The organism is Mycobacterium sp. NGS66, from assembly GCF_059812225.1.
Map to the genome: position 1 here is coordinate 83352 of NZ_JCALCG010000006.1, position 14141 is coordinate 97492.

12 protein-coding genes and 1 pseudogene are annotated in these 14141 nt (G+C 66.6%); 5 read left to right on the forward strand and 8 right to left on the reverse strand.

Translation table 11 applies throughout. From position 1 onward, the window contains the following. Window positions 1-95: 95 nt before the first annotated feature. The gene (locus AC5Y2L_RS13810) at window positions 96-1886 is read left to right on the forward strand and encodes a CocE/NonD family hydrolase (RefSeq protein WP_499936201.1); all 1791 of its coding nucleotides are present in this window, start codon (window positions 96-98) and stop codon (window positions 1884-1886) included. A 68-nt stretch (window positions 1887-1954) separates the two neighbouring features. On the opposite strand, the gene AC5Y2L_RS13815 is transcribed toward AC5Y2L_RS13810, so the two are convergent. The 5 genes from AC5Y2L_RS13815 to AC5Y2L_RS13835 all read right to left on the reverse strand — a co-directional run bounded on the left by AC5Y2L_RS13815 (window position 1955) and on the right by AC5Y2L_RS13835 (window position 6740). Beyond that, window positions 1955-2461 (reverse strand): homocitrate synthase, encoded by a 507-nt coding sequence (locus AC5Y2L_RS13815; protein ID WP_499936063.1) that lies wholly within the window; start codon window positions 2459-2461, stop codon window positions 1955-1957. A gap of 185 nt (window positions 2462-2646) precedes the next feature. Then, complete coding sequence (locus AC5Y2L_RS13820) at window positions 2647-3411, reverse strand: prolipoprotein diacylglyceryl transferase (RefSeq protein WP_499936061.1); 765 nt, start codon at window positions 3409-3411, stop codon at window positions 2647-2649. Between the two features lie 595 nt (window positions 3412-4006). After that, a complete protein-coding gene (locus tag AC5Y2L_RS13825; RefSeq protein ID WP_499936059.1) occupies window positions 4007-4423 on the reverse strand; it encodes a DUF302 domain-containing protein in 417 nt (138 codons plus the stop codon). 4 nt (window positions 4424-4427) lie between these two features. Beyond that, window positions 4428-5408 carry an anti-sigma factor RsbA family regulatory protein gene (locus AC5Y2L_RS13830; protein ID WP_499936057.1) on the reverse strand — a complete coding sequence of 327 codons (981 nt, stop codon included), beginning with the start codon at window positions 5406-5408 and terminating at the stop codon, window positions 4428-4430. 138 nt (window positions 5409-5546) lie between these two features. Beyond that, entirely contained in the window at window positions 5547-6740 is a 1194-nt protein-coding gene (locus AC5Y2L_RS13835) for a thiolase family protein (RefSeq protein ID WP_499936055.1), read from the reverse strand. Window positions 6741-6804: 64 nt separating this feature from the next. Here AC5Y2L_RS13835 and AC5Y2L_RS13840 point away from each other — a divergent pair, with 64 nt between their 5' ends. Both AC5Y2L_RS13840 and AC5Y2L_RS13845 read left to right on the forward strand, forming a co-directional pair. Continuing rightward, window positions 6805-7158 (forward strand): Zn-ribbon domain-containing OB-fold protein, encoded by a 354-nt coding sequence (locus AC5Y2L_RS13840; protein WP_499936054.1) that lies wholly within the window; start codon window positions 6805-6807, stop codon window positions 7156-7158. 148 nt (window positions 7159-7306) lie between these two features. Further along, the gene (locus tag AC5Y2L_RS13845) at window positions 7307-7567 is read left to right on the forward strand and encodes a hypothetical protein (protein WP_499936052.1); all 261 of its coding nucleotides are present in this window, start codon (window positions 7307-7309) and stop codon (window positions 7565-7567) included. On the opposite strand, the gene AC5Y2L_RS13850 is transcribed toward AC5Y2L_RS13845, so the two are convergent. Continuing rightward, on the reverse strand, window positions 7564-8427 hold the full coding sequence (locus tag AC5Y2L_RS13850; protein WP_499936050.1) for a class I SAM-dependent methyltransferase: 864 nt from the start codon (window positions 8425-8427) through the stop codon (window positions 7564-7566). The two genes, AC5Y2L_RS13845 and AC5Y2L_RS13850, sit on opposite strands and share 4 nt — an antisense overlap. Window positions 8428-8555: 128 nt before the next feature. On the opposite strand from AC5Y2L_RS13850, the gene AC5Y2L_RS13855 reads away from it, so the two are divergent. Further along, a complete protein-coding gene (locus AC5Y2L_RS13855) occupies window positions 8556-9230 on the forward strand; it encodes a winged helix-turn-helix transcriptional regulator (protein ID WP_499936048.1) in 675 nt (224 codons plus the stop codon). A gap of 94 nt (window positions 9231-9324) precedes the next feature. Here the strand turns inward: AC5Y2L_RS13855 and AC5Y2L_RS13860 are convergent, their stop codons facing one another. Together AC5Y2L_RS13860 and AC5Y2L_RS13865 are read right to left on the reverse strand one after the other, a co-directional pair. Then, the gene (locus AC5Y2L_RS13860) at window positions 9325-11490 is read right to left on the reverse strand and encodes an acyl-CoA dehydrogenase family protein (RefSeq protein WP_499936047.1); all 2166 of its coding nucleotides are present in this window, start codon (window positions 11488-11490) and stop codon (window positions 9325-9327) included. 164 nt (window positions 11491-11654) lie between these two features. Further along, window positions 11655-12413, reverse strand: coding sequence for an SDR family NAD(P)-dependent oxidoreductase (locus AC5Y2L_RS13865; protein ID WP_499936045.1), 759 nt, complete (start codon window positions 12411-12413; stop codon window positions 11655-11657). Between the two features lie 111 nt (window positions 12414-12524). Here AC5Y2L_RS13865 and AC5Y2L_RS13870 point away from each other — a divergent pair. Beyond that, window positions 12525-14053 (forward strand): annotated as a pseudogene (locus AC5Y2L_RS13870) (ATP-dependent DNA ligase). Window positions 14054-14141: the final 88 nt, after the last annotated feature.

Genomic DNA, 14141 nt, shown 5'->3' on the forward strand with positions numbered 1-14141 from the left:
TGCGACCCAGGCGCAATATCGCGGTCAGACGACCGCGCAAGACCAGTCCGTCGCCGTTTGCGCCGGACTGGACGCCCCCGCCGGCGACATACGGCGTGGGCATCCGGCACAACGTCGCCGTGCCGATGAGCGACGGGGTGGTACTGCGCGCCGACATCCACTACCCCACCGTTCCGGAGACCGGAAAGCCCGCCGCCGGACCATTCCCGGTGTTGCTCTCGATAACGCCCTACGGCAAGAAGGCGCCACCGCCGGCCGCCCAGATCGGCGGCGGCGCAACCCCATATTTGGTCAAGCGTGGCTATATCGAGGCAATGGTCGACGTGCGGGGCACCGGCGCGTCGGGCGGTTCCTTCGAGATGTTCGGCGACCGGCAAACGCAAGACGGGGTGGAGTTGGTGAAGTGGGCTGCCGCCCTGCCCGACGCCAACGGCCGCGTTGGCATGTTCGGGATCTCCTACCTGGCCATCAACCAACTGTTCACCGCGGCGGCGGTCGGCCCGGACTCGCCGCTGAAGGCGATCTTTCCGGTGATGGCGGCGCGGGATTTCTATCGCGACGCCGCCGCGATGGGCGGAGTGCCGCATCTGCGCACGGTCCGCGCCTACGGGGCCGTCTACCGGCTGCTCAACGTGGTCAACCCGACGCTGGAGTTGTTCGCCCGCGGGGGGCACACGCGACCCCGTTCCGGGGGCTTCGCCGCGGTTCGGCAGCGCGGACGAGATCAGCGCCGCTATTTTCGCCCCCTGATCGCCAACGCGATTGCCGGCGGTGAGACGGCCTGGGACGGACCGTTCTGGGACTCCATGCGACCGGGCATGGTGCTGCCCAAGATCGTCGCCAACGACGTGGCCGTCTTCCTCGTCGGCGGTTGGCACGACGCATTCCAGCGCGGCGTGCCGCCGAACTACGCGACGCTGCAGAACGCTTTCGCGGGCCGCCCGCACGAGGCGCCGATGCAGCCGGGGCAGCCGTTGTCCGACCGGGTGCAGCTGATGATGGGCCCCTGGTACCACGTCTCGGACTTCGGCGGCCTGCACCTCAACGCGCTGCAGCTGCGCTGGTTCGACCACTGGCTCAAGGACGAGCCTGCCGCCGCCATTTCCGGGCCGCCGTTCGTCTTCCAAGCGATCGGAAGCTCGCGATGGTATCGCACCGAGGACTATCCGCTGGCCGAGGCGACGCCCACTCGCTACTACCTGTCCGAGTCGCGCCGCCTGAGCCGCGACAGCGCAACGGACACCACTACGGCGACCCTCGACTACCTGGCAAGAGGGCCACTGTCCGGCCGCAGCCTGGAGCAATGGACGTTGGGAATGAACAGCTACATGCTCTCCCGCGGCGGCCGTGCCATTCGCTACGACCAGGACAATCGGCGCCTGCAACGCGATGCACTGACCTACACCACCGAACCGTTCGCCGAAGCGCGGCTGGTGGCCGGGCCGATCGCGCTGACCATCCACGCGACCGCCACCACCACCGAGACGCTGTGGGTCGCCCATCTCGACGACGTCGCCCCCGACGGCGCCAGCCGTCCGCTGACCCAGGGAGCATTGCTCGGTTCACACCGCGCGCTGGATCCTGAGCGAACCTGGTATCTGCCCGACGGCACCGTGCTCAAACCGCATCACTTCAGCACCCAGTCGGCCGCCCAGCCCGTCGTCCCGGGCGAACTCACCCGCTACGACGTGGAGATCTTCCCGACGGCCGCGCTGATCGCGCCCGGTCACCGGCTGCGGCTCACGATCACCACCTACGACTTTCCGCATCTGGTGCCGACAAAGCCCGCTCGTCGCGCTCTCGCGGGCGGCCGCTACCAGTTGCATCAAGGTGGCCCTACCCCGTCGCACATCGTCATCCCACTGGCCGATCCCGACGCGCTTTAGCCGGCGAGCAGACGCAAAATCACCAAAATCCTCGGCGTGTCGGGCGATTTTGCGTCTGCTCGGCACTGTTAAGTGAGCAGACGGTTCGCGCAGGCGATCAAGGCGCGTAGCGCGGACTGCGTCGGGTCGTCCGACCAGCCCATCGCCCACTCGTGGCGCATGCCGTTGGTGCCGTAGATGAAGGTGACGGTCTGCCCGCCCGATCGCATCTGATGGAAGTCCAACGTTTCGATCTTGATCCCACGGTCATGCAGCATCGCGGTGAGTGCCGCGATAGGTCCGCTCGCCGCGGCCGTCGAGGTGCTGATCGAATCGCCGACGGCGATCATGGCCCGGAAATGACGGGGTTGCGGGCCCAGTCGGCCGGCGGGCCGCTCGCTATCCGTGCAAGCCCAATGGCCCAGCCGCAGCGGCCCGGTGCTGTGGCCGTAGGTGGCGATGAAGCCCTCCCACGACATCGCCCCGGCGTGCTCGCGCAAGCCGTGCGGCAATGCGGCATGGAAGCGCTCGCCGAACTCAGCGGTGGCGCTGGACTGACGTGGCGCGTCACTCAGAGTGTGCGGAAGGGGTGTCATGGTGGCGGTCTTCTCTGGTCAAAAGGAGTGACCGACGGCAGTAGCTTCCGACCCACAGCGGGGGGTCGGTCTGGATCAGACCCCGCTGCGGGTGCTGGCTACTGCGGCATGCTTCAGAAGACGCACGAGGTCCGAGGCTAGCCCTCGCCGGCTGGCCATGCAACCACGTTCGGGGACCGTCGCAGCTACCCGAACTTCAGCACGAAGGCGGCCAAGCAGACCACCGCCAATAGCGCCGAGAACGCCACATTGATGCGTGTCGGCAGCGCGGCGCTCGACGCGTCTGCGCGCAACAGTTCCAGACCGAACCTGCCAATTGCGTAGGCTGCGGCCGAACCGAGAAACAACAATCCCGGGTGCTCCGATGGCGCATATAACCACAACCCGACACCCAAAATGATCGCCGACCAGCCCGCCTCGAAGAGTTGCGTCGGATAACGGCGCTTCCATTCGCCGCGGTCATCAGGTAACCACAGTCCTAGAGGCCCGCGAGTTTCCCGTCCGGAACAGCAACCATTGATCAGGCAACCGATACGCGTGACGGTCATCCCGACCAGCATGATAATGGCTGTACCGTCCCAGAACCGCCAGAACTCCAGCCCCATCATCCGCAGCAGTGGCCACGAGACCGCAAAACTCAGCACCAAGCCGCCGTAGAGTCCGGCACCGGCGTTTGTGACCCGCACGCTACCGGTACGGTCGGTAACAAATTCCGGATGGCCGACGAGAAACCAGATCCGTGCGCCAACCAATGCAAATACCAGAAGTATCAGGGCCGATAGCGCGAAACGCGAGTGGCCTAGGCCCGTTTCGTATCCGCCGAGCATGACCCCACCGGCAAAACCCAGATACAGCAAGGCCGAGAACGTCGGAATACGCAGTCGCCCAACGCAAAAGAGATAGCGACGGCCCAACCACCGCGACGACCGCGGTGACGTCGAAGTGCTCACGTCGGCCCACTCGCTGACAAAGGAATTGCTGCACCGTCTGCAATCAGATCAAACATGGAGCCACGCCGCCGATCGCCATCATTGCCGGAACAGACCTCAAGGTAGCGCATCCGTCGGCAATAAATCCCGAATTGCGCGATGTCCACAGCGCCGCGATACGTCCCGACACCCCTGTGCAATCGACGTCAACATCGTGCACCCACCCGATCTGCGCTAGGCAAAGCAAAACGACGTCCGACACGATGTAATTGCCGCATTCGATCCTGGCGCGGCGGGCATATCCAACGCGCGCAACCAGCTGATTAAGTTATTTGACTCAAATAGAATAAACCGTTCCGCGGTCCCGGGTAAAGGGATAGCATCCATTGGTGTTCATGGCCGCAGATGGGGCCATGCACCTCGAATTGGAAGGCACGATCGATGAACGCGAACTGCAAGAAATACTTGAAGGTCGGAGCCACAATCGCCGCCGGACTGATCGCGACGTTGCTACCGACAGGGTGCCAGTCGGAGATGCCCGTGCCGCCGGCCCCGGAGGCCCAGGGATCACCTGACACGGCAATCACGTCTCCCGTAGTCGACTGACGGGGCCTGACTACGCGCCCGGAGAAGAGCCGCCCGCGACTTCCTGCAGCGCGTCGTTGAGCATTCCGCGGACAGCGTCGGCGATCTCGTCGAGCCCGGACTCGTTGGTCACGTCGACCATCACTTTCGGATCCATCGCGTCGACGATCACCGAATCGGGTGCGTCCGGGTCTCTTCGGACGACGACATTGCACGGCAGCAACACGCCGATGGGCCGATAGATATTGACGGCCCGGTGGGCGAACGACGGATTGCACGCGCCCAGGATCAGGTAGTCCTCCATGTCTTCCCCGAGCTTGGCTTTCAGCGTCGCCTTCATGTCGATCTCGGTCAACACGCCGAAGCCTTGTCGAGCCAGCGCCGCCCGCGTCCGCTCCACGGCGTCGTCAAACGACATATGCAGCGTGGTCGACAGTGCAACGCCCACGGTTTCAGCCTGTTGGCCCGGGCGCCGGGTCGAACCGAAGATACGCCTGGATGGTGGTGCCGTGGGCGCTGGTGTGGGTACGCACCAGATCCGCCATGGCGTTGACCAGGAACAATCCGCGACTGGCCATGCCTTCGGCACCCGGCGGCCGGCGCCCAGTCAGCGGGTCATCGAACCGTCCGCTGTCGCGCGCTTCGCAAACCAGATGGTCGTCGTGCCGCCAGAAGGCCAGCCGACAAGCTCCCCCGGTGTACATCAGGCTGTTGGAGGCCAACTCGGTGGCGATCAGCTGCAGCTCCTCGGTGCCGCCGCGGGATAGTCCGACCCAGTCGGCGTAATCGACGACAAATGAGCGCGCCGGACGCAGGTCCGCGCTGTCGTTAACGGTGTATACGACCGCGCCCGGATTGGAAGGCAGCGGCTGGTTGCAACGCTGCACGACGTGCTGTGGCGCGTAGTCCGCGCTGGCCCCCGCCGTTCCGCGCCTCCACAGCATCGGGTGGGTGGCGCGCGCATCCGCCAGCGCATCGTCGTCCAGGCGGTTTTCGTCATAGAGGCACAGCTGCGTAATCTCGTCGCCGGCCAGATCTGCGTTGATCAACGCCTCATGCTGCGCGCAGGCGAGACGTTCATCGGTGCTGCGGCCGGGCCACACGACCTCGCTGACTACCCGTACCCGCCGGTCCGGATGTTCCGCGGCGAAGGAACTCGCCATCGTCAGCAGGCGACCCGGATTTCGGGCCACCTCGGTGATGTCGACCATGCGCAGGCCAGCGGGTAATCCGTGGCAGGTGCGCCACAACCAGCCGGCCAGCAACGCCAGCTCGTCGCCGGGCACCGCCACCAGAACCGGCTCACCCGCGTTCACGCCGTCGACCACGAAACCCACCACAGCGTCCACGTACTCACGCTGGGAGCGGTACAGCAACGCCGTATGGACGAAGCCGCGTTGCTTGGTCTCGGCGCTCTCCATGGTCAATGTCATCTCAGCGTCCCCGCCCTCGGTGGCCGGCGCCCCTGCTGGACCGGCACTCGCTGTGTGCGGGTACCCCAACCGGGCAGCCGATATACCTCTGGATGGACGGGAATCACATTTGCCCGTCGAATGCCCGTCGAAAACCGCTCAGCAGGTGAGGAGCATGCATCCGGCGACGGGTCCGCCGCCGACGCATACCACTCCGACCTCCGGGCGTTGCGACACCTGCCGCTCCCCCGCCTCGCCGCGCAACTGCAAGCACCCTTCGTGCAGTGCCCAGTAGCCATGCATGCGTCCCGCGGACAATTGACCGCCATAGGTGTTCAGTGGCAGCTGACCGTCACGCGCGATGCGTACACCGTTTTCGACGAACGGGCCGGCCTCGCCATCGCCGCATATCCCAAGAGCCTCGAGCCAGGCGATCGTCAGAAACGTGAAACCGTCGTACAACTCGGCGACGCCGATGTCGGCGGGCGTCAACTCCGTTCGAGACCACATCTGCGCAGCCGCATCGGACATGGCCATCTTGGGATAGTCCTCGCGGTGGAACCATCCTCCGGCTCCGTCGGACCCGCCGATCGCCTCCACCGCTACGGCGCGATGCGGGCAGTCAGGCGCGTACCGCGAACTCGACACCACCACCGCGATCGAGCCGTCGATGGGTACGTCGCAGTCCAGCAGCCCGAACGGCGTCGACACCGGCCGCGCGCCCAGGTAGTCGGCCATCGTCATCGGCTCGCGGTAGACCGCAAGCGGATTCAGCGCGGCGTTGCGCCTGCCGTTGAGTGCGATCCAGCCCAGCTGCTCTTTGGTGGTTCCGTATAGCTCCATGTGCCGACGGCAGTTCAGCGCCAGCCAGTTCGCCGCGGAATATGCCTGAGCCGCAACGAGATCGTTGACGTCGTCCATCGCGCCGACTGCCGGACGCTCGTCACCCTCGGGCGTTTCGAACATGCGCGCAAGGGGTGGGGCGGGCGCGTTCTGGTCCTGCTTCACTGGGACGGTCCCGCCGAGCATTTGAATGGTCCGGTAGATCACCACATGACGGGCCCGTCGCTCGGCCACCGCTCGGCACGCGGACATCACCGGGCTGAGCAGGCCACCGGTGCCGAATCCGGTGCCGCAATCGACGGCTTCGATGTGCAGCGCGGCGTTGACCTCGCCGGGCGGTGTGTCACCGAGGGTGGCGATGCCGTCGACATGGGCGGCGGCCAAGCCGGCGTCCTCGATGGCGGCCCGCACCGCCTCCATGGTCAGGTCGAATCCGGGAATGCCGGTGCGACGGCCGATTCGCGAGATACCGATGCCAGATATGATTGCGTCTTTTTCGAAATAGCTCATCGGCACCCATTTCTGAAACGACAGCCCGCATTCGCGAAAACAAATAGAGTGTACGGTATTGGTCGTGTCATCCGGACCGACGTCTCCCTCGCCCCAACTGCTTGTCGAACATTGCGACGCTTGCGCTCGCTGGGTGCATCCTCCCGCGGGCGAATGCCGCGACTGCGGCGGCCCGTTGGTGGCCCGCCCGGTGTCAGGACGCGGCACGGTTTTTACCTACACCGTCAACTACCACCCGTACAACCCGGAGATCCCGATTCCGTATGTGATCGCCATCGTCGAGCTCGCCGAACAGAGCGGGCTCCGCATTGCGGCGAATATCGTTGACTGCGAACCGGATTCGGTGAAGTGCGGGATGGCGGTGAATGTGCGGGCCGAGCGCAGCGCCGGCGGAGCGCCGTTGTTCGCGCCGGCTTGAGGGCTTGGTAGTTTGCTGCGAGTCCGCTGATTGCCGCGCGCACCGCCGCCTGACTGTGCATACTATTTCCCAATGACCGATCGGCCGGCTCGCTCCGGCTGTCTCCAAAATGCCCAATCAGAGGCGGGAGGGAAGGCGTCCGCGCTAAATGAAAACGTTCCAGTTAATGATTCCAGGTGACACTTATAACCGCCCTGCGGTGGCGGTTGCTGTTGTGCTAATTGTTTTGATGGTTGGCGCCGGCTGGGTTTACCGCGACGCCAAGGAGCAGGCACAGCGCGGAAATCCAGTTGTGGTTTCGGTGAATTCGTTCCAGCTGAGCACCCCGGTGGGATGGTTCGTGTGCTGCTTGCTATTGGGCGAGCTGTTCTTTCCGCTTTACCTGGTCAGCCGCGGCATGGCCGGCTAGGCCTCGCGCCGACGAGACGTCTGCTCACCTTTTCGCGCGGTCACCAGTAGGAACTCCCACTCCATGGTCGATGTGCCGGCCAGGTACCGGTCACCGAGTTCGGCGAGCTGAGCGTCCAGCGCATTGACCCGCTCCGGGTCGCCAGCGAGCCCGCGGTAGGCCGCGATGGTCGGCCCGTAGTTGGCCTTGAAGTAGTCGCGGAACGCCACCCCGTCGGCGAACCGATCCACGCGCAGCGTGCGGCGTTCAGCGGTGAAGTCCGTGACGCGATCGCCCAACAAACCACGCACGTGGTCCGCGCTGCCCCACAGCGGCGCCGGCTGCGCGCCGGGCGGCGGCGGCGCCACGAACGGCTTCATGGTGGCGAACATTTGGCCGATGAAGCCTTCGGGCGTCCAACTGATCAGCGCGATGACCCCGCCGGGCCGGCATACCCGGACCAGTTCGTCGGCAGCGTCCTGATGGTGCGGGGCGAACATCACGCCAACGCAGGACAGCACCGCGTCAAACCGATCGTCTTCGAACGGCAGTGCTTCGGCGTTGGCCTCCTGCCAGGTCAGGCTGACGCCGCTTGCCTCGGCGATCGCACGGCCCCGCTCCAGCAGGTCGGGGCACAAGTCGCTGGCGATTACGTCGGCGCCGGCCAGCGCGGCGGGTATCGAGGCATTACCGGAACCGGCTGCGACGTCGAGCACGCGGTCGCCCGGGCCGATTCCACTGGCCTGCACCAACATCGGGCCGAGCGGTGCCACCAAGTCGGTCGCTACACTCGCATAGTCGCCCAGCGCCCAGAGCGCCCGATGTTTGCTTTCATATCCGCGATCGGCGGTCGCGGGACCGGTTCCTGTCGATGCGGTCATGTCGGGTTTCCCTTCCGTGTGGCGGCCGCTGAGCTCGCCAATGAATCAATTGCACTGCCAAAATGTGAATCAACGGAAGTTCAAGATCTGTACTAGTCAACCGCGCAGCTGCAGCGATACTGGATGACATGTCGACGTATAGCCAGTTCTGCCCCGTGGCCAAGGCGATGGAGTTGCTCGACGAACGCTGGACGCTGCTGGTGGTGCGGGAATTGCTCAAGGGCAGTACGCATTTCAACGACCTGCGGCGCGGCCTGCCCAAGATGTCGCCGGCGCTGTTGTCCAAGCGGCTCAAGTCGCTGAGCCGGGCCGGCATCGTCGAACGCACCGAGGTCGACGGCCGCACGTCGTATTCGCTGACGCGCTGCGGCCAGGAACTCGCCGGTGTGGTGAACGCGCTGGGCGAATGGGGCGTTCGCTGGATCCCCGACATCGGTGACGAGGACCTCGATCCGCACCTGTTGATGTGGGACATCCGCCGCACCGTGCCCGTCGAAGCCTGGCCGAGGGCACGCACGGTGGTGGCATTCCGGTTGGCCGGGGTCGCGGCCAAGGCATCCCGCTGGTGGCTGGTGGTGTCCGAGGGTGCTGCAGATGTCTGCGATTTCGACCCGGGCTACGAGGTAGCCGCGACGGTGGAAACCAGTCTGCGTACGCTGACGCAGCTTTGGCGCGGCGACGTGTCCTGGTCACGCGCGATGCTCAACGGCAGCGTGACCGTCGAGGGTGCCACCGATGCCCGGCGGGCGATACCGCGCTGGCTCGGCCAGTCAACGTTGGCGGCGGTTCCCCGCCCGGCCTAGTGGCCTGCGCCGGGTGGCGCGAGCGGCCGCAAAAGCACGAGGAATGACCGATTTTGGCGTAATTTTGCGGCCGCTCGCCACACTAAACCGCGCCCTAATTGATCAGCGGGTCGCGGGGCATGCCCAGAATCCGCTCGGCGATCTGATTGCGGGTCACCTCCGAGGTGCCGCCGGCGATCGCCATGCCGCGGGCGCCCATGATCATCCGGCCGGCCAGCGCGCCGGGCCCGTCGGTTAACGCGAGCTCGGGTCCCAGCAGCGCCGCCGAGATCGCGGCCCCTTCGATCATGTGCTCGGCCAGTTTCAGTTTGGTGATATTCCCCTCGGGGCCCGGACCCGTGCCCTCGACGCTGCGTGCGGCCCGGCGCAGGTTCAGCAGGCGCAATGCGTTTTCCTCGGCGAGGTAGCGTCCGACGCGGATTCTCGCACCCGCCAAGCGATCTCCCCGCTGCATCACCAGCTGCACCAGTTGCGCCGCCAACCCCTCGTAAAACGACCCGCTGCCGCCGATGCTGACCCGCTCATTGCCCAAGGTGGCGCGCGCCACGGTCCACCCGGAGTTGGGAGCTCCGACGACGTCCTCGTCCGGAACGAACAGGTCGTTGAAGAACACCTCGTTGAATTCCGAGCCGCCGGTGATCTGCCGCAACGGTCGCACCTCGACTTCCGGCGCCTTCATGTCGACGATCACGGTGGTGATACCGGCGTGCTTGGGGGCATCCGGGTCGGTACGTACGGTCGCCAGGCCGCGCGCGCAGTACTGGGCACCACTGGTCCACACCTTCTGCCCGTTGATCTTCCAGCCGCCGTCCACCCGGGTGGCGCGGGTCTTGACCGACGCGGCATCCGACCCAGCCCCGGGTTCGGAGAACAGCTGACACCAGATCTCGTCTTTCCGTAACGCCTTCTCCACGAATCTTTCTATCTGCCAAGGCGTTCCGTGCTGGATCAGGGTCAGGATGACCCATCCGGTGATCCCGTAGTCGGGACGTTTGATGCCCGCCGCGCGGAACTCCTCCTCGATCACCAACTGCTCGACAGCATCGGCCGCCAGACCCCAGGGCTTGGGCCAGTGCGGCATCACATAGCCGGTTTCGATGAGCTTTTCGCGCTGGGCCGTCTTCTCCAGCGCGGCGAAAGAGGCGGCATCGGCACGGATCCGGGAGCGCAGTTCTTCGGCCTCGGGTGGCAGGTCCAGGCTGTTCTCCCGGACGACACCGGCCGCGGTGCGGTCGAAGACGTCGCCAGCCGGCACGTCTCCGCCGAACAGGCCGGAGGTCACCAGTGCCCGTCGCAGATGCAGATGCGCATCGTGTTCCCAGGTGAAGCCGATACCGCCGTGTACCTGAATGTTGAGTTCGGCATTGCGCGCGTAGGCGGGGAACGCCAGCGTCGCCGCCACCGCTGCGGCCAACCGGAACTGCTGCTCGTTTTCGCCCGCCGCGCGCGCGGCGTCCCACACCGCCGCGATACCCGACTCGGCGGCGACCAGCATGTTGGCGCAATGATGCTTCACGGCCTGGAAAGTGGCAATGGTCCGCCCGAATTGCTCGCGCACCTTGGCATAGTCGACCGCCGCCTCGACACAGTCGGCCGCCCCACCGACCGCCTCGGCGGCCAGCAACGTCCGCGCTCGAGCCAGCGCCGACTCCCGCGCCCCGGGCAGGATGTCGTCGGCCGTCACACTGACCTTCTGCAGACGCACCCGTCCGGATCGCCGGGTCGGATCGAAATTGTCGGGCACCTCTACCGACACGCCCTCGCGGCCGCGTTCCAACACCAGCACGTCATCCCCGGCAGCGACCAGCAGCAGGTCAGCCAGCCCGGCGCCCAGCACGATCCCGGCCTCGCCCTCGGCTACGCCGTCGGAAACCTGCACCCCACCGTCCAGACCGATGCCAGCCGTGACCGAGCCGTCGACCAGGCCCGGGAGCAGGCGCGACTTCTGTTCGGGCGCCCCGTCTTTGGCGATCACCGCCGAGGCGATCGCCGTCGGCACGAAGGGTCCCGGTGCCACCGCGCGACCGAGCTCTTCGATCACCACCACGAGTTCGGGGAGCCCGTAACCCGAGCCGCCGTATTCTTCCTCGACGTGCAGGCCCAGCCAGCCCAGCTCGACCAGGCCGGGCCAGAAGCCGGGCCGGGACTCCTCGGCCGCATCGAGCAGCGACCGCGCCGCCCACCGCGCCTTCTGTGAGGTCAAGAACCCGCGCGCAACCTCGGCGAGTTCACGATGGTCGTCGGTCAGTGCGATACCCATCCGGGCCTCCTCGCGGCTGTACCCGGCCAGCGTCGTCGCCGGGCTCGGTCGATTGCCCCGCTCCTCCGCGGGCAGCTGCGCGGCCCGCATTGTCGCCGGGGCGGTTCGGAAAGAGTGTATTTAACGGCCCAGAACCGCGGTCCGGCGCCCGAGCCGGGCACCGGCTACTTGGGCGCGAAGCGCTGCCCGGCGTCCAGCCGCAGGCACTGACCGTTGAGCATCGGGTTGTCCACGATCGCCGCCACCAGCTTCGCGTATTCGATGGGCCGGCCCATGCGCTTGGGGAAGGCGGCGTCGCGGGTCAGGGTGGCCGCCATCTCGTCGGGAACCATCGAGGTCAGCCCGGTCAGGAACAGGCTCGGAGCGATGGCCAGCACCCGGATACCCAACGACCCCAAATCACGGGCCATCGTCAGGCACATGCCGGCGATCCCGGCCTTGGCGGCGGTGTAGGCGACCTGCCCGATCTGGCCCTCGAAAGCCGCGATCGATGCGGTGTTGATGATGACGCCGCGCTCCTCGTCTTCGGGCTCGTTCTTGCTCATGTGTGCGGCGGCCAGCCGGCTGATGTTGAAGGTGGCGATGAGGTTGAGGTCGACCACCGAACGGAAGGATTCCAGGTCATGGGGTCCGGACTTGGTCAGCGTCCGCTTTGCGATGCCGCCGCCGGCGGTGGTCACCACCACGTGCAGGCCGCCCAGGTCGTCGACCGCGCTCTGCAGCGTCTCCTCGGTTCCGGTGAAGTCCGTGACGTCCACCGGGTAGAACTTGCCGTCGATGCCCTCGGCGACGGTCTTGCCGTCCGAATTCTCCCGGTCGAGGACGGCGACCTGCGCGCCACGCTCGTGCAGAAGCTCCGCGCTGGCTCGCCCCATCCCCGAGGCGCCGCCGATGACGACGACCTTCTTTCCGCTGATCTCCATCCGGACCTCCTCAATCGACTTGTCAGATTCCTAGGAATTTGTAACGTTACGTAGGCACGCTAGCGTGTCCGGCCCAATGGGTTGTCACCGAGCCGTGTCAAGCTTCCCAATGTGCTCCTTCTCGACGTGGCCGCCACCTCGGTTGACGTCGGTGGGACGTCGTCGCGGCTGACCAAGGTCGAGCGCATCGCCGAGCTGTTGCGGCGCGCTGCACCCGATGCGGCACTGGTCGCGATCCTGGTTTCCTGGCTCTCCGGGGAGTTGCCGCAACGGACCATCGGCGTGGGCTGGGCGTCGTTGCGGTCGCGACCACCGCCGGCTTCGCACCCGACCCTGACCGTCGCCGGCGTGGACGCCGCCTTCACCGAGATCGGCGGGGTATCGGGCAAGGGATCGCAGACCCGGCGCGCCGAACTCGTCGCGGCGCTGTTCGCCGCCGCCACCGAAACCGAGCAGACCTTCCTGGCGCGGCTGATCAGTGGCGAGCTGCGCCAGGGTGCACTGGCCGGCATTATGGCCGACGCGGTCGCCAAGGCCGCCGAGATTCCCCACGCGGCGGTGCAGCGCGCGGCAATGCTGGGCGGAAACTTGCCGGCGGTGGCGGCGGCGGCGCTGACCGGCGGAGTCCCCGCGCTGGCCGCTTTCACGCTGCAGGTGGGCCGGCCGGTCGGCCCGATGCTGGCGCAGACCGCGACCAGCGTCGAAGACGCGCTCGAACGCCACGGCGGCACAACGATTTTCGAGGCAAAGCTGGATGGTGCCCGAGTACAGATCCACCGGGCCGACGACGACGTCACCGTGTACACCCGAAGCCTCGACGACGTCACCGCCCGGCTACCGGAAGTGGTGGAGGCGACGCTGGCGCTGCCGGTGCGCAGCCTGGTCGCCGACGGTGAGGCGATCGCGCTGCGCCCGGACAACCGGCCGCACCGCTTCCAGGTCACGGCCTCGCGATTCGGCCGATCGGTCGATGTAGCTGCAGCCGCTGCGGCGCAACCACTTTCGGTGTTCTTCTTTGACATCCTGCACCACGACGGTGAAGACCTACTGGATGCGCCGACCACCGAGCGGCTGGCCGCCCTGGACGCGTTGGTACCCGAGCGGCACCGAGTCGACCGGCTGGCCACGTCCGACGCGTCGGCCGCGGCCGAGTTCCTGAGCGCGACGCTGCGAGCCGGCCACGAGGGCGTCATGGCCAAGTCGCCATCGGCGCCGTACCAGGCGGGCCGTCGCGGCGCAGGCTGGCTGAAGGTCAAACCGGCGCACACTCTGGACCTGGTGGTGCTCGCCGTGGAATGGGGTTCGGGGCGCCGGCGAGGCAAACTGTCCAACATCCACCTGGGCGCCCGCGATCCGCGCACCGGCGATTCGTCATGGTGGGAAAGACTTTCAAAGGTATGACGGACGCCATGCTGGACTGGCAGACCACCCGGTTCAGCGAGCTCGCCCTGGGCGGGACCGACTCATACGTCGTCCAACTGCGCCCCGAGCAGGTGGTCGAGGTGGCGTTGGACGGCGTGCAGGCATCACCGCGCTATCCGGGCGGTGTGGCGCTGCGGTTCGCCCGGGTGGTGCGCTACCGCGACGACAAGAGCCCGGCCGAGGCCGACACCATCGACGCAGTGCGCGCGCTGTACTGACAACCCCCGCGACGGTGAATCGCACGACGCGACACGCCGGTCACGCGTCGGTAGATTCACCTTCGCCAGCGACGCGGGAAGGGAGCTC

Bases quoted from the DNA above. Each gene is read 5' to 3' on its own strand.
- AC5Y2L_RS13845 (WP_499936052.1), top strand. From the start codon at position 7,307: ATGAAAACGTTCCAGTTAATGATTCCAGGTGACACTTATAACCGCCCT.
- AC5Y2L_RS13830 (WP_499936057.1), bottom strand. From the start codon at position 5,408: ATGACATTGACCATGGAGAGCGCCGAGACCAAGCAACGCGGCTTCGTC.
- AC5Y2L_RS13835 (WP_499936055.1), bottom strand. From the start codon at position 6,740: ATGAGCTATTTCGAAAAAGACGCAATCATATCTGGCATCGGTATCTCG.
- AC5Y2L_RS13860 (WP_499936047.1), bottom strand. From the start codon at position 11,490: ATGGGTATCGCACTGACCGACGACCATCGTGAACTCGCCGAGGTTGCG.
- AC5Y2L_RS13850 (WP_499936050.1), bottom strand. From the start codon at position 8,427: ATGACCGCATCGACAGGAACCGGTCCCGCGACCGCCGATCGCGGATAT.
- AC5Y2L_RS13815 (WP_499936063.1), bottom strand. From the start codon at position 2,461: ATGACACCCCTTCCGCACACTCTGAGTGACGCGCCACGTCAGTCCAGC.
- AC5Y2L_RS13855 (WP_499936048.1), top strand. From the start codon at position 8,556: ATGTCGACGTATAGCCAGTTCTGCCCCGTGGCCAAGGCGATGGAGTTG.
- AC5Y2L_RS13865 (WP_499936045.1), bottom strand. From the start codon at position 12,413: ATGGAGATCAGCGGAAAGAAGGTCGTCGTCATCGGCGGCGCCTCGGGG.